Consider the following 16,419-nt stretch of genomic DNA (forward strand, 5'->3'; position numbering starts at 1 on the left):
CGGTGGCGGTCGTGGTGTAGGTCGCCCCGCCGATGGTGACGGTCACCGTGCTGCCCGCCTCCGCCGTGCCGGCCAGGGTCGGGGTGGCGCTGTTGGTCAGCGCCGCGCTGGTGACGACCGGAGCCGCCGGCGGCGTCACGTCGGCCACGCTCACCACCGTGCTGACGCCGGAGATGGTCGCGCTGCCGGTGGCGCCGCCGCTGTCGGTCAGGCCGGCGATGGCCACCGTGCGGGCGCCCAGCGTCGCCGTCGCGCTGGTGTTCTTGTAGGCGACCCCGCCGAGCAGCGCGCTCATCTGCGCGTCGCTGCGCTCCAGCCCGCTGACCGTCACCGTGGCGACCCCGCCGACCACCGACACGCTCACGCTGGCGTTGCCGCCCGCGGCGCCCAGCCCGCTCAGGGTGGCGGTGGCGCCGTTGGTCAGGGCGACGTCGGTGCCGCCGATGGTCAGGACCTCGGTGGCGTCGGCCACGCCGCTGACCGTGAGCACCGCGCCGCGGAAGCTCTGCCCCGCCTCGACCGTGGAGGCGGCCACGCCGCTGAACAGGCTGGTCGCGCTGTCCACCCCGACGCCGAAGGTCTTGGCTCCGCCGGTCGCGGTCAGGGTCGGCACGGCGTCGACGGCGATCGTCGCGGTGGCGCTGCCCGTGCTGAAGGCGTCCGCGCCGGTGTCGGCGGTGCCGCCCGCCGTGCCGCTGGTGCGGTCCCACGCCTTGAAGGTGAGGCCGCCGGTGTCGGTGCTGGTGAAGCCCGTCCCGCTCGGCACGAAGCGCACGCGGTCCGACCCGGCGAGCAGCAACGCCGCCCCGTTGGACGAGCCGGTGGGAATGTCCGTCCAGGCGCCGCTGCCGACCTTGTACTGCCAGACGCCGTTGCTGTTGGTCACGCCGGTGATGGCGATGCCCAGCGGAACGACGGTGACCATCGGGACGGGGCTGTCGTACTCGGCGTCGGTGGCGGTGCCGGCGGAGGCCAGCAGGGCGGTGACGGTGGTGCCGGTGTTGGCGGCGTCGGCGATGCCCTGGTCGAGGGCGCTCAGGCTGCGGACGTGGCTGGACAGGATCGGGCTGTCGTTGGCGCCGGTGAAGTTGAGGGTGAGCTGCTGCGAGACGGTCCGGTTGCCGTCGGAGACGGTGAAGGTGCTGGTGCCCTGCATCGGCCCGGCCGGCACGCCGTTGAGGAAGGCGGCGTCGAACACGTAGGCGTAGTGGCCGGTCTGGCTGTTGACGTAGGAGGTGCCGCCCGGCCCGGTGGACCAGGTGTCGTAGGTGACGCCGTTGCTCAGCGTGACGCTGCCGTGCTGGAGCGGGGAGCTCTGCGATCCGGCGATGGAGTAGGTCAGCGCGTCGCCTTCGAGATCGGTCGCGGCGAGCTGGCCGGCGATCAGGGGGAAGGTGTCGGCGGCGGCGGTGTCGACCAGCGTCGGCGGGGTGGTCGGGACGGCGAGGACCGGCGGGGCGTTGGTGTCGATGCGGTCGTTGGTCTGGCTGATCGGGGTGGTGTAGGGGGCGTTGGCGTTGCTGGCGCTGTCGACCAGGACGATGTTGACCGGGATGTCCTGGTTGGCGGCGCGGTCGCCGGTACGCTGGCCGTCGGCGGTGACCGTGAAGGTGGCGGTGTAGGTGGTCGCGCTGACCTTGGTCAGGTTGCCGAGCGCGAAGCCGTCGACCGTGCTGCCGCTGCCCAGCGTGTAGGTGTCGCTGTCCGACGCCACGGTGATGGTCACGGTCACCGTGTCGCCGACCTTGGCCGGCTGGTTGGGAATGGTGACGCTGGTGATCGACGGCGGCGCCGTGTCCGGAGTGCTGTTGGTGACCGTCCGGTTGGTGATGGAGGCCGCGTCCGTGCCACCGGCCGCGTTCTGGATCGCCGCCACGTCGTTGCCGCTGGTGGGGTCGGTGTAGGTGACGGTGACCGTCTGCCCGTGCTGGACCGCCTGGGCCAGCGTCAGGGTGACCGTCTTGTTGACGCTGTTCACGGCGACGCTGGAAACGGTTACGGCGTTGCCGCCCACCTTGACCTCGAAGGCGCCCGCCGCCGGGCCGTTCACGGCGTCCAGCGCGACGTCGTAGGTCAGGACCAGCGACGTGCCGTCGACCGCGGCGCTTTGCAGGACCGGGGCCGGCGCGGCGAGCGTCACCATGACGGAGCCGGCCGAAACCGACGCTTGAGGATACAGACCGCTGGTGGAGGTGAAGATGCTGACGGGGAAGTGGCCGGACGTGTCCGTGCCGGACGCCGTCACGTCGAAGGTCAGGGTCTGGACTCCGGACGGAATGATGCCGGTCAGGGTGTTGTTCGTGAGCCCGTTGAGCTGGAGATTCGCGATCGTCCAGCCGCTGGGGGCGGCTACATCGAAGTGAAGGGTGCTTCCCACCAGAATCATCGCGGTGTTGACGTTCACCGAGAAGGAAAGCTGGGTCGGGGTGCCGCTGGTGAAGGTGGCGGTCGGGGTGTCCGGCGTGATGGTGATGGGGAAGAGTGTGCCTGCCTGCATCCCGAACGATGCGGTGACGAGTTTGTTGACCTCGGTCGTGTTGTTGGTAACGCCGCTGTCGGTGATGGAGCGCAGGACGATGGGGCGCGTTTCGCTGAACCCGGAATTGGTCTGGCTGAGGCTGGAAACCGTGGATGCCGTGGTCTTGTAGGCGATGCCGTCGATCAGCGTGCTCATCGCGCTGTTGCTCAGCGACATGCCGCTGATCGCCACCGTGGCGACGCCGTTCACCAGAGTCACCGCGTAGTTGCCGCCGGTGAAGCTGCCCGAGGTCCCGTTGCTCAGCGTGATGTCGGTTCCGGCGATCCTCAGGAACTCGTTGCCGCCGGTGCCCGCGACGTTGTGGACGGTCAGCACCATGCCGGTGAAGGTCTGCCCGCTGTCCGCCGTGGAGGCGGTGACGGCATTGAACAGGTCGAAGGTCGGGTTGCCCATCATGAGCTGGGCGTAGCTGTCGTTCGGCGTGAGCGTCAGCGTGGGGGGAGTGCCGTTCGGGTTGAGCGTGTTGTTGGTGACCGGCCGGGCGGCGAAGGACGCGGCGTCGACGCCCGTGGTGCCCTGGACGGCGTTGGTGTCGTCTCCGCCGGTTGGGTCGGTGTAGGCGACCGTCACGGTGTCGGTGTGGGCGACGGCCTGGGCCAGCGTCAGGGTAACGGTCTTGTTCGCGCTGTTCACCGCGACGTTGCTGATGGTGGCCGGAGAGCCGCCGGCCATCACGGTAAAGGCGCTCGCCATCGGCGGATTGGCGGAGTCGAGCGCCACGTCGTAGGCCAGCACCAGGGACGTGCCGTCCACCGCGGCGCTTTGCAGGACCGGCGCCACCGCGGGGCGCGGTCCCATGACAATGGTTACAATGTACGTGGATGCGACATCGAGACCGTTGCCGGCTTGGATGACCCCACTGCTGTTGTCGCCCGCCGGATCGACGTAGCGGAATTCGATGTAATCGCCGGCCGTGAGGGTCGAGTTGACGGTCAGCGTCACGGTCTTGCCGGAAACCACGGCGGCGGTCACGTTGACCTTCGTTCCGTTGATCAACACGGCGCTGGTGCCCCAAGACATGTCGCCGACCGAGATCGCATCGAAGGTGGACAGAGCCGGCTGGCTGGTGTTGTCGAGGGTGCCGTCGAAGGTGATGGTGATGGTGGACTCACCGACATAGGCGACGGTGTCCATCGGTTCGGGAGCCGCCATCAGCACGCCCGCGTAGCGGTCGATCCGCAGGGGGGCGGTCCGCAGATCGCCACGGGTCCAATCGAGATCCCAGTCGCCGCCGAGATCCGCGGCGCCCGTCGGCGTCCGCGACGCTGCCATGCTGGCGCCGGTGATGTCGGCCAGCGCGTCGAGGAACGATTCGCCGTGGCCGCTCGCTACGTTGCAGCCGTACAGCAGGATGTCGCCGTCGTCGGCAAGGCAGGCGCCGATGGCGCCCAGTTCCGTCTGGCGCGCCGTCAGCGCTGCCTTGTCGAGCCGTGCCGTGCCAAGCTGCAGCCCGCCCTCGAAGCCGTGGCACAGCACATGGAGCGCCCGGATGCCGTGACGTCCGGTCAACGCCTGCGCCATCGCCGCCACGCCGTCCCGGCCTTCGCCGATCAGCACCGCCTCCACGCCGGGCGGAAGCCCCGCCCGAAGATCCCGCCAACCGGCAAGGGCCGTGTCGACGACGGCAATCTCGGTTGCCGTCTGGAGGAAGCGACCAGAGGTGGTGACGCGCTTGGTGGGGGCGGCGGACGCTTCGGTCATGGCGGACGTTTCCTAAGTGGCGTGCAATCCGAGGCGATCATCTCTCGAAAGAAATAGGTACCTCGTTTGATTTGACATACCCACAGCCGGACGTCCGGGTCAATAAAGTCAATGCGTCCACGCTGCATTTAACACAGCGGTTTTCTTGTCACCCGCAAGCACAAGCATTTATTGCGCTGTTTCTTATTGCAGTATATTGTGTTATTTAGTGCATTAATGCGTTGTTAACGTTTGGCGGCGTGGCAGTTTTTTAATGAGTTGATTTGGGTTTCATTAAGGGACGCTGCTTTGTGTGGTGCGTTATGCCAGTAAAAGTGGCGCAAGGGAAAATTGCGGCGGCAAGCAAAGCCCGCGGTTTTCTATCCTTGGCGTCTTGGCATGGTGCAACGACGGCGGGCGGCCAGGCGGCTCATCCTCGGTTGGGCTTTCACCCCTCTCCGTCCGAAGGTGCCAAGCCGGTCGTTCTATTCACCGGGAAAAATGTGGAAATTCTCTCCGGGTCGACTCTATTCGGTGGCGGTCGACCCCCCGCACCCGTCCGGGGGGAAGGGCAGGTCGCGCAGACGCTGGTCGCTGAACGGATGGCGTTGCCGACGGCCGCCGCGCTCGGTCCCTGCACCGCCTCGCCGCTGCCGAGGAAGGGACCGCTGGGCCGTTCCACGATGTGGATGTCGACGCGGTCCGGCACGCTGGCGAAGCGCAGGACGGGACAGCCGGCCCAATCCACTGCGCAATCCGCTGCGGTGACGCGGCTGTCGTCGCGGGCGACGCGCTCGAACAGCGCCCAGCTCATCACTTGGATGATGCCGCTCTCTGTCTGGTTGCGAGTGCCGTCGGGGCGCGTGGTGTGGGTGTTGGACCGGGCGTCGTCCGCGAGGCGAACAGACGGCGTGAGGGATCGTTCTGGAGGCTCAGCGCTCCATGACGTCATCGAGCGTGGCGGCGAGGTCGCCGGGCTCCACCGGCTTGTGCAGCAGGCGGCAGCCGATGGAGCGGGCTTCGCGCAGCCGTTCCGGCGCCGTGTCGCCGGTGATGATGACGACCGGCACGTCCCAGCGGCGGCGCACCAGTTCCGCCACCGTGCGGCCAGTCTGTCCGCGTGGGAGCCGGTGATCGGCCAGCACCACATGGGGACGGCTGCGCATCCGGGGCAGGCGGTTGGCCAGTTCCTCCGCCGAGCCGACGGCGGTCACTTGGACGCCCCAGCGTTTCAGCAGCATGATCATGGCGTGGCGCACCCGCTCGTCGTCCTCCACCAACAGGACCCGCCGGCCCCTCATCCGGTCCGTCGGGGATGCCGTCGCCGCCGCGCTGGTGGCGGCCACGGCCATGGCGCGGGCGGCGGCGGTCAGGCGGCGGTCGGGGTCGGGGGGGAGGGCGGCGCGCGGAACGGTCACTGTGAAGACCGTGCCCCGCCCGACTTGCGACCGCAGGTCCAGCGTCAGGCCGAGCAGCCGGGCCATGCGGGCCACCAGCGGCAGGCCGAGGCCGAAGCCCTTGGCCGCGCTGCGCTCCGGATTGTCGAGCTGGTGGAACTCCTCGAAGATGGCGGCGCGGGCGTCGGGAGGGATGCCGCGCCCGTCGTCCCACACCTGGAACTCCAGCGCACCGGGGCGCCGCCGGCATCCGAGAAGGACACGCCGTCCGTTCCCCCCGCCGTGACGGATGGCGTTGGACAGCAGGTGGGTCAGTATCCGTTCCAGCAGCCGCGCGTCGGTCCGCACCGCCACGCCGCTGGGATAGACGTGCAGGCTCGTCCCCTCGGTCGTCGCGCTCTCCCGGAACTCCTGGGCCAGACGGCGCATCAGCGCGTCGGGGCGGAACTCCGTGACCGTGACGTCCACCGCGCCGGCCTCCAGCCGGGCCAGGTCCAGAAGGCCGCTCAGCATGCCGCTCAGGCTGTCGATGGAGGCTTGGAGCAAGTCCGCGGCCTCTCTGGCCGCCGGGTTCGCGCCGACCGCGCCGCGCAGGATGTGGGTGTAAAGCGCCGCCGCCTGGATCGGTTGGCGCAGGTCGTGGCTGGCGGCGGTCAGGAAGCGCGCCTTGGCCCGGTCGGCGCGCTCCGCCGCCTCATGGGCGCGGCGCAACTCCTCCTCCCGGTCGGCACGGCGGTCCTCGGCGCGATGCAGCCGGTCGCGGAGCCGACCCATCTCGCGCCGCTGCTCAGCCAGCTCAGCGGCCAGACGCGCGCTTTCCTCGACCAGACGGCTGGCGTCGCGCTGCAGGCGGTCCGCGGTCCGGAGTCCCTCGGCAAGGTTGCGGTTCAGCGTGTCCAGGCTGTCCCGCAACGCATTTTCGGTGGTTGATCCACCCTCATCCGGTTTTTCCGAATCCGCATGTTTCGGCATATACGTCTCCACGATGGCCCCCGCTCACCGCCACACAACAACTTCTGGCTCTTGAACCCACGTGCTTCACGTCACAACAGCGCAGAACAGGAATTGTTTTCGTGGGCATAACGATTCACGCGCGTGCAAGGGTCCTGCTCATCGCTCAGAGGGTGTCGGTTGCGGAGCAGCGACACGCTGTGCCCAAAAGAGCGGCAGATTGTCGCATACGTGATGTGTCCTGCTTGCATGGGAGGCGCAGCCGACGGCACCGGGACGGTCGCTGCGCTGTTGAATCCCGAGGCGCCGTTCCGGCGTCGGCACGGACGCCATGGGCTAATCAAATGGAGTCTCAAGACGATAGGGGGAACCCGGCGGCGGGGTGGGGCGGCCCTGCGAAGCTTCTTCCGTTCGCTGGCACAATGGTTGCTTCGTGAGCAAACGGATGCAGGCTTCCACCATACGGGATGTTTCTTGACCTTGTTTGTTTAGCGGACAATCTAACGTCCCTGGAGCCTGCGCGGCCCGTGGCTGGTGCATTTGGAGGCAGGTTTGATCAACCCCATGATTACGGCCACCGCCGGTTGGTCCGAGGCGGTGGAGGAGCGGGCGCAGCGCTTGCTCCGCTATCAGGTCGGGACCGAAGGGCCGGAGGGCGATCCGGTGACCGTGCAGACCATGTTCGAGCGCTGCGGCTTCACGCCGGTTGCCAGCGCCCGCTTTCTGATGTGCATCCCGCCTTTGACCGCGATGCACGAATTGACCAAGACCGTCGCGCGCTTCCGGATCGACGGTGAGGCCTGCCCGGACCCGGCGGGCATGGCGAAGGCGGCGCTGTCCTTTGCCGGACGCGCGGTGGCGGTGCATGAACTGCACCCGGAGCGCCGGCTGGTGGCTGGTGTGATCTCCACCCTCCTGGGGTTGCAGGGAACCAGCCGGCGATAGCATCCGGCAGGGTTTGGGAATGCGTCCAATCCATGCGGAGAACCAAGGGCCGTGCGGCTTCGCGCGGCCCTTCGCCGCGTCCTGCCACAGGAAATCCGCCATTCTTTAAAAGTTGTAACCGTCCTTTGGTTGCTCGTTCGGCGGACTCGCATTATCAGTGTTCGACTGTATGACCATGGGCTGGTCCCACCAGTGCTTGGCCAGATCCCTGGGCTCGGGCGAAGGAGGGTGCGGCGATGGACAGGAAGCCGGTCGATTACGGGCAGTACAGCATCCTGGTCATCGAAGATCAGCCCTTCGTGCGCCGGACCATCATGCAGATCCTCTCGCAGATCGGCTTCCGTTCGATCGCCGAGGCCGACAACGGTGAAACCGGCATGAAGGAATGCATCCGCGCCACTCCCGACGTGATCGTCTGCGACATCGACATGAAGCCGGTGTCCGGCCTGCAGTTCCTGGCCGAGCTCCGGGCCAGCGCGGAGGTGCGGAACCGCCGCACGCCGGTGGTTTTCCTGACCAACCACACGGAATCCGAAATCGTGAAGAAGGCCATGTCCTTGGGCGTCAACGGCTTCGTCGTGAAGCCGCCGTCCTTCGGCGCCCTGAAGGAGCGGGTGGACCGCCTGCTGGCCGGCAAGTGAGGGAGAGGATGGGGGGCGTGGTGCGGCGTGCGGCGCTGTGCGGTCTGGCGGTTCTGTCGCTGGCCGCCTGTTCGGGGGAGCCCGGCGAGTCCGACATGCGCAAGCTGGTGGAATCGCACACCAAGCGGGCGCTGGACGGCCAGGGGCAGGGCGGTTTCCGTGGCTTCGACGGATTCCGCAAGCAGGGCTGCGTGGACACCAAATACCGAAACGGCGCCCCGAAGCCGGACGACAAGCAGTATGATTGCTATTACGCGGCCACCTTCGCGCCGCAGCCCGGAGCGACGGCGATGACGGTCAACGGCAAGGGCCGCTTTACCCGCACCGACAAGGGCCTGACCTTCGAGGATCTGGGGGCACAGCCGCGCTGACCACGCCGACATGGTGCACTGACGCACGTGCCGGTATGGCAACAATTCAGCGCTGACCGGAAAAGGAAACGGCCGGTCATGACCTTGTCATGAGCCGGCCGCGTCAGATGGTGGAAGGGGCTGGATTTGAACCAGCGTACGCTTACGCGGGCAGATTTACAGTCTGCTGCCTTTAACCACTCGGCCACCCTTCCGCTGATGCTTGACGCGACCATCGGAGACCTGCCGTTCATCGGGCCTTGCTTGGCCTTCCGTCCGGCGGGTGGCGTTATCTAACGGGTGACGGCGCTCCGGTCAAGCGGCTTTCTTCACCGGCAGCGCATCTTTGTTCAGGCACCTCCGTTCAGGCCCCCTCGCCACGGGCCACGCGGGCCAGGGTGCTCAGCGGGTCGCCGTCCTCCGCGCTGAAGCAGGCGCTGAAATCATCGCACACCTCGCAGTTCGGGGACTTGCAGAGCATCAGCCCTTCGCGCTCGCAGAGCTGGCGGTAGAAAAATTTCTTCCACTTCATGTCGCCGCTGTTCAGCGCGACCAGCGACGGGAAATGGCGGCGGAACATGGCGTTCAACTCCCGCCGGTTGGCGAAGCCCATGTCCTGCCAGAGATGGTTTGGCCCCAGCGCGCGGCGGGCGACGATGGCGGCCAGCCATTCCTCCTCAGCGGTCCCGGCGGCGCGGTGGTCGAGCAGGAAGGCCCGCAGATCCTCCTCCTCTATGGCGTCCTCACCGCTGCCGTCGGGCAGGGTGGGAAGGAGATGGGCGAAGCCCGCCGCGTGCCGCCGGATCAGTTCGGCCAGCGCGCCGCGCGCCAGCCCCAGGGAGGCGGTGACGCCGCCGGGATGCTGCACGGCCAGCCCGAGGATGCGGGTGAAGAGCAGCCGGTCGAGGGCCGGGCCATCCTGAACGCCGTCCAGGGCGTCGGCGGGCGGGTGGAGCGAGAAGGCCGCGGGATCGGCGATGTCGACAATCAAAGGGGCGGCCATCACGGTGTCGGCAATCATGGTCGGCGAACTCCCGCATCGGGGGGTTGTTCGGTCATGACCGTGATGGTGGATCAAATTCCCGCAACTGCGAAGTGGTTTTTTTTGCGGGTGCGTTGTCGGAGCCTTCCCGGCATCCGCGTCAGCCGTTCAGCACCTCGGCCGTGAAGCGTTCGAAAAAGCCGTTGATGACGCGGTCGGCCTTGGCCTTGACCAGCTTGACCGCCAGCCGCCCGACGGCCCCGCCCAGCGCCGCCGCGAGGGTGAAGGACAGATGGGTGTGGCCGTCCACCTCCTCCAGCGTGATGCGGGCCTCGCCCTTGACCGCTCCGGCGAGGCCGCCCTTGCCCTCGGCGTAGAGGATGTAGAAGCGCGGCGCGTCCTCCGGCGCCACCCGGACGTTGCCGGCGAAGCGCGCGTTCAGCGGCCCGACCGTGGCGCGCACGCGCGCGGTGTATTCGGTGGGCGACAGCCGGTCCATTTCCTCCAGCACCGGGATGCAGCGTTGCAGCACGGCAGGATCGCAGAGCGCGGTGAAGACCCGCTCGCGCGCCGCCGGAATCCGGTACTGGCCGTTCAGTTCCATGGATCACCTGTTGTTGGTCGGGAACGCCAAGCGATTTGGTGTATGGATGACCCGCTTCCAAGACGCGCAATCGAGCACGGAGGGCGACAAACATGCGGCAGGCCGTCACGACGCTGACCACCCACACCCACGGCCAGGGCCTGGTCGAGGTGACCGAGCCGGTGGCCCGCTGGGTCGCCGCCCAGGGCATGGAGACCGGTCTGCTGACCGTCTTCTGCCGGCACACCTCGGCCTCGCTGGTCATCCAGGAGAACGCCGACCCGAGCGTGCGCGGCGATCTGGAGCGCTTCTTCAAGCGGCTGGTGCCGGAAGGCCCGGCGCTCTACGACCACATCCTGGAAGGGCCGGACGACATGCCCGCCCACATCCGCAGCGCGCTGACCACGGTGCAGCTCTCCATTCCCGTGCTGGAAGGGCGGATGGCGCTGGGCACCTGGCAGGGCATCTACCTGTTCGAGCACCGTCGCCGGCCCCACGAGCGGACCCTGGCGCTGCATCTGCTGGGCGAATGAGGGAAAGGCGCCCGCGCGTCTAGCCCAGCCAGCCCGCGACATAGGGTTCGAGCCACCGGAACAGGGCGACGGCGGCGACCAACCAGATCCCGACCATCAGCGCGGCGGCGGCGTAGCTGACCGGCCGGTCGGCCAGTTTGGCGGCGGTGGCGCGGTGTTCCTCCAGCACCGCCGCCGGGATCAGGCGGATGACCAGCAGGATGCCGAGCGGCACGATCAGCAGGTCGTCCAGGTAGCCCAGGACCGGCACGAAGTCGGGAATCAGGTCGATGGGGCTGAGCGCGTAGGCTGCCACCGCGGCGGCGGCGACACGGGCGTACCAGGGCGTCCGCGGGTCGCGCGCCGCCAGATAGAGCGCGATCACGTCGCGCTTGATCCGCCGCGCCCAACCCTTCGCCGTCGACAGCATTGCGGGCTCCTTCCGGCCGCTCCTAGCCCGCCGCCGGGACGGGGGCCGCGGATTGGCGCAGCCGCTCCAGCAGGGACTTGGTGGCGAAGCCGTCCGGCACGGCGCCGATCGACTGCTGGAAGCGACGCACGGCGTTGCGGGTGTTGGCGCCGACGATGCCGTCCGCCGTCCCCGGCTCCATGCCCAGCGAGGCCAGCCGCTCCTGAAGCTCGATCCGCTCATCGCGGCTCAGCGCCGGTTCGTGGCGCGGCCAGCTTCCCTGAACGCCGGAACGGCCCGCCAGACGATCGGACAGCAGCGCCACCGCCAGCGCGTAGCTGGTGGAGGGGTTGTACTTCATGATCGCCCGGAAATTCTCCCGGACCAGGAAGGCCGGCCCCTGCGCCCCGGCGAGCATCAGGACGGCGGCCCGTTCCTCCTCGCCGCCGAGGTCGCCGCCGTTGACCGGCCGCACGCCGAGGCGGCGCCATTCGGAGACCGGCTTGGAGATGTTGTATTCGGCCTGCTCGTAGGGGAAACCGGCGGGCAGCGTGACCTCCTCGCCCCAGCGCTCCCCGGTGCGCCAGCCGTTGGCCTGCACGAATTTGGCGGTGGAGGCGAAGACGTCGGGCAGGCTGCCCCAGATGTCGCGCCGCCCGTCGCCGTCCTCGTCGGTGGCGTGCTTCAGGAAGATCGTCGGCATGAACTGGGTCTGGCCCATGGCGCCGGCCCAGGAACCGCTCATCCGCTCCGGCGGGATGTCGCCGCTGTCGAGGATGCGCAGGGCGGCCAGCAGCTCCGTCCGGAAGTAGCTGGCGCGGCGACCCTCATAGGCCAGCGTGGTCAGCGCGTCGACGACGGAGAAGCCGCCGGTGAAATTGCCGAAGTCGGTCTCGACGCCCCAGAAGGCCACCAGGATTTCCGCCGGCACGCCGGAGCGCTGGCTGATGCGGCGCAGCAGCGCGCCGTTGTCCTGGATGCGCTGGCGCCCGGCCTGGACGCGGCGATCGTTGACCGCGCTGTCCAGATACTGCCAGGGCTGGCGGTTGAACTCCGGCTGGGAGGAATCCAGCTCCACCACCCGGTCCGACAGCTTCACGTTGGCGAAGGCACGGTCGAAGGTCTGGGCGCGGATGCCCTGGCCGAGCGCCTCGGCGCGCAGCGCCTGCAGCCAGTCGGCGAAGCTGACGGCGGGCTGGGCCGGCGCCACGCTGGCCGGGGCGGCGGCCGTCGCCTTCGTGGCTCCGGACGTCGTGGTGGCCGAAACGGGCGGGGCGCCCGTCGTCTGGCAACCGGCCAGGATCGTGGTGGCGAGCAGGAGGCGGACGGGAAGGGACAGCAGGGGGCGCATGCGCTCTCGTGACCATCAGGGAAAAGCTGTGCCGGAGCCTAGGACGGAAGGCCCTTTCACTCAACGGACAAGTTCTGGGAACACGGCCCGAATAACCGTCCAGACAGCCAGGGCTTGACCGCGAACAAAACTTGAACAAACGGGCTGAAATCCCCATATCCAGGGCATTCCGAAACCAGAGAAGAGACGTTCGCGGCCCGCCCCCGGCGCGCCGCCGAGAGGGTTCGCCATGCCGTATTTTCCGACCATCGAACTCACCCCGCAGGTGTCCCTGCTGCTGGCGCGGGGGGCTCTGCGCCTGAATCCCGGCCAATGGGTGCGGGGTCCGAAGGGGCATGGCCGCTACCTGCGCACCGACCCGCGGACCGGCACCACCTATGTGAGCTGGCTGCGCCCCGGCGACGATTGGGAAACCGCGTCGCAGCGCTTCAGCCGGGCCTGCCAGAAGGGCTTCGTCGGGCGCTACCGCGGCGGCTACGAGGCGGAGAAGGCGCGCCGGGAGATGGCCCGGCTGATCGCCGACGCCGATCACGCCAGTGCCGCTCCGCGGCGGGACGAGCGGCAGCCGACGCTGTTCTAAGGCGGGAACGCACGCGCCCATGGAGAGCAGAGGCTTGGCCGAAGGGACCATCAACGCCATCCGCATCGGCTGCGCCGGCTGGAGCATCCCGAAACCCTCCGCCGCGGCGTTTCCGGTGGAGGGCACGCATCTGGAGCGCTACGCCCGCGTCTTCCCGATGGTCGAGGTCAACAGCCGCTTCTACCGCCCGCACAAGCCGGAGACTTGGGAGCGCTGGGCGGCCTCGGCGCCGCCGGACTTCCGCTTCGCGGTCAAGCTGCCGCGCGCCATCACGCACGAGCAGCGGCTGAAGGACTGCGCCGCCCCGCTGGAACACTACCTGTACGAGGTCGGGCATCTCGGCGACCGGCTGGGGCCGCTGCTGGTGCAGTTGCCGCCGACGCTGCGCTTCGAGCCGGCGGTGGCCGGCCCGTTCTTCGCGGCCCTGCGCGAGCGGTTCGCCGGTCTCGTCGTCTGCGAGCCGCGCCACCCGAGCTGGTTCGCGGTGGAGCCGGACCGCCTGCTGGTCGACCATGCCGTGGCCCGCGCCGCCGCCGACCCGGCCCCGGTGCCCGCCGCGGCGGAGCCGGCGGGCTGGGACGGGTTCCGCTACTGGCGGCTGCACGGATCGCCGGTGATGTACCGCAGCGCCTACCCGCTGGACGTCCTGGACCGGCTGGCCCGGCGCTTCCGCGACGAGGCGCGGGAGCGGCCGGTCTGGTGCGTCTTCGACAACACGGCCGACTTCCACGCCGTCGACGACGCGCTGACGCTGATGAGCCGTTTGGATGCCTCCACAGGTCAGAGAGACAAGCCCGGCGGCTGACCGCTATCGTTGCGCGACAGCAAGCGCAGCCGGGGCGGTCGGGCATGGACGTCATTCTTCTGGTGCTGATCGGGGCCATCGTCGCCCACCGGTTCAACCGCCGGCTGACGGCGCAGGAGCGCGAGATCGCCCGGCTGCGGCAGGCGCTGGAGCGGGTTCAGGGGCCGATGACGGTCGACGCTGCACCGGTCGATGCTCCCGCCGCGGACACCGCCGTCATGGCGGAGGCTCCGCCGGAGCCGCCGCCGATCCAACCGCTCCCGGAGCCCTCTCCACCCCCGCTGTCCGTGTGGAACCGGCTGGAGGACGCGCTGGCCGGGCGCTGGTTGATCTGGCTGGGCGGTGCCACGGTCGCCCTGGCAGCGGCCTTCTTCATCAAGATGTCGATCGAGCAGGGCTGGCTCGGCCCCGGCGTCCGCGTCACGCTCGGCCTGCTCTCCGCCGCCGCGCTGATGGTCGGTGGGGAATGGCTGCGGCAGCGCGGCGGAGGGGCGGGGACGGAGGGCCGCGATCCGGTTCCCCCGGCCCTGACCGCGGCCGGGCTGTTCACCGGTTTCGCCAGCGTCTATGGCGGCTATGTGCTCTACGACCTGTTCGCCCCGCCGGTGGCCTTCGCGCTGCTCGGCGGGCTGGCGGTGTTGGGGATGGCGCTGTCGCTGCTCCAGGGACCCTACATCGCGGCGCTGGGGCTGCTCGGCGGCTTCGCGACGCCGCTGCTGGTCTCGTCCATCGGGGGATCGGCCTGGGGGCTGTTCGCCTATCTGCTGGCCCTGTCGGGCGCCGGCATGACGGTGGTGCTGTGGCGCGGCTGGCGCTGGCTGGGGCTGGGCACGCTGGTCGGGGCGGCGGGCTGGGTGCCGGTCTGGTACGTCGGCGGCTGGAACCCCGGCGACGCCCTGCCGGTGGGGATCTATCTGCTGCTGACCGCCGGGCTGTTCCTGATGCCCGCCCTGCTGGCTGGGCCGGTCGAGGCCATGCCGCGCACCACTTTGTTCGACCTGCTGCGCTGGAGGGGCCGCCCGCGCGCCGACCGTCTGGCCGTCGCGGCGGTGGCGGTGCTGGGGCTGCTGATGGCGATGCTCGTCACCGTGGACGGGCACCGCACCGGCTCGCTGGTGATGCTCGCCCTGTTCGGGCTGCTCTGCGTCGCGGCGGGGCGGCGGATCGAGCGGATCGCCGGCGTCGCCTGGATCGGGGCGCTGGCGGTTCTGCTGGCTTTCGCCGGCTGGACGGTGCCGCGCTGGCCCCTGCCGCCGCCCGACGTCACCGCGGATGGGCATCCCATCGTGCCTCCTCCCGGTTCCGGGTTGCCGCTTCAGTCCGGACGGTTCCTGTGGGCGGTGGGCGGCTTCGCCCTGCTCTACGGGATGTGCGGCTTCGTCGCCCTGTGGCGGTCGGCGCGGGCGGCGCTGTGGTCGTCGCTGGCGGCCTGGATGCCGGTGGTGCTTCTGGCGCTCGCCTACTGGCGGTTGGACCCGCCGCGGGCCGACACGCTGTGGCCGGTGGCGAGCCTGGCGCTGGCGGCGCTGCTGGTCGCCGGAACCGGCCCGCTGGCCCGCCACCGCCACCAGCCGGGCGTCAGTTTGGGGCTGGCCGCTTTCGCCGCCGGGGCGGTCGGGGCGCTCAGCCTCGGCGCGGTCATGATGCTGCGCGAAGCGTGGCTGACCGTGGCATTGGCGGCACAGGTGCCGGTGCTGGCGTGGCTGGAGCGGCGGATGGGGCTGCGCTCGCTGCGCGCGGTGATCCTGCTGGTGGCGGGCGCCGTCCTGGTCCGGCTGGCGCTGAATCCGTCCGTGCTGGAGTATGGGGAGGACGGCCTTGGCTGGATCGTTTACGGCTACGGCCTGCCGGCGGTGGGCTTCTTCCTGGCCGCCCATTGGCTGCGCTCTGCGCCGAACGGCAGGGGCGACGACGGGGTGGTCGCGCTGCTGGAGGCCGGCGGGCTGGCCTTCGTCACGCTGCTGCTGTCGCTCGGCATCCAGGCGCTGACCCGCGGCACGCTGGACGAGCCGCCCGACACGCTGCGCGAGGTGGCGCTGCACACGCTGGTCTGGCTGGCGCTGGCCCTGCTGCTGGCGACGGGGCGGCGCTGGCGGACGCGGCCCGTGGCGGTGTGGGGACGGCGCATCCTGGCCGGACTGGCGGCGCTCCAGGCGGTGGCCCTGCATCTCGTTGCCCTGAACCCGCTGTGGAGCGACGAAGCGGTGGGCCCCTGGCCGGTGGCGAACACGCTGCTGCTCGCCTATGGGCTTCCGGCCCTGCTCGGGCTGCTGTTCCTGTGGGTGGAGCCCTTGCCGGCCCGCCTGCGCCCGTGGATCGCGCTGCTGCCTCTGGCGCTGCTCGGTACGAATCTGGCGCTGGAGATCCGCCACGCCTTCCAGGGGCCGGTTCTCTCCGGGCCGGACCTGCCGGACGCTGAATGGTACGGCTACTCCGCCGGCTTCCTGGCGGCGGCGGTGCTGATGCTGGTCGCCGCCCTGCGGTACCGGCTGGGCTGGCTGCGCCACGCCGCGATGGCGCTGATCCTGGCGGTGGTCGCCAAGGTCTTCCTCAGCGACATGGCCGAGCTGGGCGGGCTGTACCGCGTCGCCTCCTTCCTCGGACTCGGGTTGAGCCTGATCGGCGTCGGCTATCTCTACCGCCGGCTCCAGGGCACTGCGCCGCAGGGAGGGCAAACAGTCGCCTGAGCGAACG

Annotated in this window: 14 protein-coding genes and 1 tRNA gene; 7 read left to right on the plus strand and 8 right to left on the minus strand. The window is 69.5% G+C overall.

What is annotated here, in order from left to right; translation table 11 throughout:
• The 3 genes from H0B54_RS27840 to H0B54_RS27850 all read right to left on the minus strand — a co-directional run.
• Positions 1-4,240 (minus strand): SwmB domain-containing protein (locus tag H0B54_RS27840; RefSeq protein WP_188263040.1); only part of this gene is annotated, 4,240 nt, incomplete at its 3' end.
• Between the two features lie 427 nt (positions 4,241-4,667).
• A complete protein-coding gene (locus tag H0B54_RS27845; protein ID WP_188263041.1) occupies positions 4,668-5,033 on the minus strand; it encodes a hypothetical protein in 366 nt (121 codons plus the stop codon).
• Between the two features lie 118 nt (positions 5,034-5,151).
• A complete protein-coding gene (locus tag H0B54_RS27850) occupies positions 5,152-6,528 on the minus strand; it encodes a hybrid sensor histidine kinase/response regulator (protein ID WP_246472924.1) in 1,377 nt (458 codons plus the stop codon).
• 603 nt (positions 6,529-7,131) lie between these two features.
• Here H0B54_RS27850 and H0B54_RS27855 point away from each other — a divergent pair.
• From H0B54_RS27855 to H0B54_RS27865, 3 genes are all read left to right on the plus strand, one after another.
• Positions 7,132-7,512, plus strand: coding sequence for a hypothetical protein (locus tag H0B54_RS27855; RefSeq protein ID WP_143272056.1), 381 nt, complete (start codon positions 7,132-7,134; stop codon positions 7,510-7,512).
• Positions 7,513-7,748: 236 nt separating this feature from the next.
• Positions 7,749-8,153: a response regulator gene (locus H0B54_RS27860; RefSeq protein WP_188263043.1), complete on the plus strand. Its 405-nt coding sequence runs from the start codon at positions 7,749-7,751 to the stop codon at positions 8,151-8,153.
• 8 nt (positions 8,154-8,161) lie between these two features.
• A complete protein-coding gene (locus H0B54_RS27865; RefSeq protein ID WP_188263044.1) occupies positions 8,162-8,524 on the plus strand; it encodes a hypothetical protein in 363 nt (120 codons plus the stop codon).
• Between the two features lie 108 nt (positions 8,525-8,632).
• On the opposite strand, the gene H0B54_RS27870 is transcribed toward H0B54_RS27865, so the two are convergent.
• From H0B54_RS27870 to H0B54_RS27880, 3 genes are all read right to left on the minus strand, one after another.
• Positions 8,633-8,718, minus strand: a tRNA-Tyr gene (locus tag H0B54_RS27870).
• 149 nt (positions 8,719-8,867) lie between these two features.
• Complete coding sequence (locus tag H0B54_RS27875) at positions 8,868-9,524, minus strand: nitrogen fixation protein NifQ (protein ID WP_246472926.1); 657 nt, start codon at positions 9,522-9,524, stop codon at positions 8,868-8,870.
• Between the two features lie 121 nt (positions 9,525-9,645).
• Complete coding sequence (locus H0B54_RS27880; RefSeq protein ID WP_188263045.1) at positions 9,646-10,089, minus strand: SRPBCC family protein; 444 nt, start codon at positions 10,087-10,089, stop codon at positions 9,646-9,648.
• A gap of 92 nt (positions 10,090-10,181) precedes the next feature.
• Here H0B54_RS27880 and H0B54_RS27885 point away from each other — a divergent pair, with 92 nt between their 5' ends.
• Positions 10,182-10,601, plus strand: coding sequence for a secondary thiamine-phosphate synthase enzyme YjbQ (locus H0B54_RS27885; RefSeq protein WP_188263046.1), 420 nt, complete (start codon positions 10,182-10,184; stop codon positions 10,599-10,601).
• A gap of 19 nt (positions 10,602-10,620) precedes the next feature.
• On the opposite strand, the gene H0B54_RS27890 is transcribed toward H0B54_RS27885, so the two are convergent.
• Positions 10,621-11,010: a DUF1232 domain-containing protein gene (locus H0B54_RS27890; RefSeq protein WP_188263047.1), complete on the minus strand. Its 390-nt coding sequence runs from the start codon at positions 11,008-11,010 to the stop codon at positions 10,621-10,623.
• Positions 11,011-11,032: 22 nt separating this feature from the next.
• Positions 11,033-12,340, minus strand: a complete 1,308-nt coding sequence (locus H0B54_RS27895) for a lytic murein transglycosylase (RefSeq protein WP_188263048.1) — start codon at positions 12,338-12,340, stop codon at positions 11,033-11,035.
• A gap of 229 nt (positions 12,341-12,569) precedes the next feature.
• On the opposite strand from H0B54_RS27895, the gene H0B54_RS27900 reads away from it, so the two are divergent.
• Genes H0B54_RS27900 through H0B54_RS27910 form a run of 3 tightly spaced genes read left to right on the plus strand, consistent with a single transcriptional unit; the run spans position 12,570 to position 16,412 of the window.
• The gene (locus tag H0B54_RS27900) at positions 12,570-12,920 is read left to right on the plus strand and encodes a hypothetical protein (protein ID WP_188263049.1); all 351 of its coding nucleotides are present in this window, start codon (positions 12,570-12,572) and stop codon (positions 12,918-12,920) included.
• A gap of 34 nt (positions 12,921-12,954) precedes the next feature.
• On the plus strand, positions 12,955-13,725 hold the full coding sequence (locus H0B54_RS27905; RefSeq protein ID WP_211109609.1) for a DUF72 domain-containing protein: 771 nt from the start codon (positions 12,955-12,957) through the stop codon (positions 13,723-13,725).
• 44 nt (positions 13,726-13,769) lie between these two features.
• The gene (locus H0B54_RS27910; RefSeq protein ID WP_188263051.1) at positions 13,770-16,412 is read left to right on the plus strand and encodes a DUF2339 domain-containing protein; all 2,643 of its coding nucleotides are present in this window, start codon (positions 13,770-13,772) and stop codon (positions 16,410-16,412) included.
• Positions 16,413-16,419 lie beyond the last annotated feature (7 nt).

The organism is Azospirillum tabaci, from assembly GCF_014596085.1.
GTDB classification, from domain to species: Bacteria; Pseudomonadota; Alphaproteobacteria; order Azospirillales; family Azospirillaceae; genus Azospirillum; species Azospirillum tabaci.

What these genes read in the sequence shown, in the direction of transcription:
- H0B54_RS27860 (WP_188263043.1), top strand. Translation starts at nt 7,749, where the DNA reads ATGGACAGGAAGCCGGTCGATTACGGGCAGTACAGCATCCTGGTCATC.
- H0B54_RS27900 (WP_188263049.1), top strand. Translation starts at nt 12,570, where the DNA reads ATGCCGTATTTTCCGACCATCGAACTCACCCCGCAGGTGTCCCTGCTG.
- H0B54_RS27865 (WP_188263044.1), top strand. Translation starts at nt 8,162, where the DNA reads ATGGGGGGCGTGGTGCGGCGTGCGGCGCTGTGCGGTCTGGCGGTTCTG.
- H0B54_RS27910 (WP_188263051.1), top strand. Translation starts at nt 13,770, where the DNA reads ATGGACGTCATTCTTCTGGTGCTGATCGGGGCCATCGTCGCCCACCGG.
- H0B54_RS27875 (WP_246472926.1), bottom strand. Translation starts at nt 9,524, where the DNA reads ATGATTGCCGACACCGTGATGGCCGCCCCTTTGATTGTCGACATCGCC.
- H0B54_RS27855 (WP_143272056.1), top strand. Translation starts at nt 7,132, where the DNA reads ATGATTACGGCCACCGCCGGTTGGTCCGAGGCGGTGGAGGAGCGGGCG.
- H0B54_RS27890 (WP_188263047.1), bottom strand. Translation starts at nt 11,010, where the DNA reads ATGCTGTCGACGGCGAAGGGTTGGGCGCGGCGGATCAAGCGCGACGTG.
- H0B54_RS27845 (WP_188263041.1), bottom strand. Translation starts at nt 5,033, where the DNA reads ATGAGCTGGGCGCTGTTCGAGCGCGTCGCCCGCGACGACAGCCGCGTC.
- H0B54_RS27880 (WP_188263045.1), bottom strand. Translation starts at nt 10,089, where the DNA reads ATGGAACTGAACGGCCAGTACCGGATTCCGGCGGCGCGCGAGCGGGTC.
- H0B54_RS27885 (WP_188263046.1), top strand. Translation starts at nt 10,182, where the DNA reads ATGCGGCAGGCCGTCACGACGCTGACCACCCACACCCACGGCCAGGGC.
- H0B54_RS27895 (WP_188263048.1), bottom strand. Translation starts at nt 12,340, where the DNA reads ATGCGCCCCCTGCTGTCCCTTCCCGTCCGCCTCCTGCTCGCCACCACG.